Below are 365 nucleotides of genomic sequence, written 5' to 3' on the forward strand. Positions count from 1 at the left end.
GTTCGGCCATGCTCAGCGGTCCGCGCGGGCGATGGTATTTGAACGAGCGCGAGAGCAGAAAGCGACCATTGGCCAGCAGTGCGCTGGCAATGCTGTCGCCTTGCAGGCCCTGATACGTTTTGCCATCGAAGCTGAAGGTGAGCGGCTGGTTGCGATCGATCAGCTGGCCCATGGGCTCGGGCAAGCGGGCTGGGGTGGTCATCCTGCGATCTCCTTGGATGGGAGGGAAGCGAAGTCGATACGTGCGGTAAATATTTCCCGCGGGTCGAAGGTGCGAATGATCTCGTCGCTGCCGGTATGACGTTCGGCCAGAAACCAGTAGCTGGACGGGTTATGCATCCACCACTCGCGCACCACGCCCAGGG

2 protein-coding genes are annotated in these 365 nt (G+C 61.4%); both read right to left on the reverse strand.

Translation table 11 applies throughout. From position 1 onward, the window contains the following. Window positions 1-202 (reverse strand): 2Fe-2S iron-sulfur cluster-binding protein (locus ALO43_RS04190; protein WP_157062264.1); only part of this gene is annotated, 202 nt, incomplete at its 3' end. Continuing rightward, a partial coding sequence (locus tag ALO43_RS04195) for a sarcosine oxidase subunit delta (protein ID WP_162235571.1) occupies window positions 199-365 on the reverse strand: 167 nt, incomplete at its 5' end. The genes ALO43_RS04190 and ALO43_RS04195, both read right to left, overlap by 4 nt.

It is taken from the genome of Pseudomonas tremae (assembly GCF_001401155.1).
Classification (GTDB): Bacteria; Pseudomonadota; Gammaproteobacteria; order Pseudomonadales; family Pseudomonadaceae; genus Aquipseudomonas; species Aquipseudomonas tremae.